Here is a 557-nt window from a genome sequence, read left to right as displayed (position 1 = left end):
CCCCGCTACACTCGGTCGAATAGCCTGGCGACCGCCAACCTCCGCCGCACCCTCAATACGGCAGTCGAATAAAGTGCCGATTATGCTTTCGTGGATGAATTCGTCGCCGATCGCGAGTTGGCCGCGAGCGTGCATCTGGGCCATTCGTGCCGACGATCCGGTTCCGCAAGGTGAGCGGTCGATTGCTTTTTCGCCGTAGAAGACGGCATTGCGGGCGTGGGCCTGACGGTGCTTGGGCGCATCGCACCACATGACATGTGTAACACCAGAGATGCGTGGATCTTCCGCGTGGACGGGTGCAACGGCGCCCTGTGCCAGCGCGCGAACGATTGGGCTCAGCTGAAGGATCTCCGACGCCTTCATCCCGTCGAGCCCGGGCCAGTTAGGCTGCGGCTCGATAATGGCGTAGAAATTTCCGCCATAGGATATGTCGAGCCGGATTTCGCCGAGACCAGGCACATCGATCTGCACGTCGGAGGCATGGAGATAGCTTGCAACATTGAACAGTCGAACGTGATCGACTTTCCCGCCTGAAAGGACGTAGTCGACCGATATAC

General features: G+C 59.4%; 1 protein-coding gene. It reads right to left on the bottom strand.

Annotation, left to right across the window (positions count from 1 at the left end; all coding sequences use genetic code 11):
* Positions 1 to 557 (bottom strand): proline racemase family protein (locus EN993_RS36610; RefSeq protein ID WP_206532503.1); only part of this gene is annotated, 557 nt, incomplete at both ends.

Origin of the sequence: Mesorhizobium sp. M7D.F.Ca.US.004.01.2.1, assembly GCF_003997785.1 — a bacterium.
Lineage (GTDB): Bacteria > Pseudomonadota > Alphaproteobacteria > Rhizobiales > Rhizobiaceae > Mesorhizobium > Mesorhizobium loti.
Note: the sequence above shows the minus strand (reverse complement) of the source record. Positions and strands in the feature narration are given on the sequence as shown.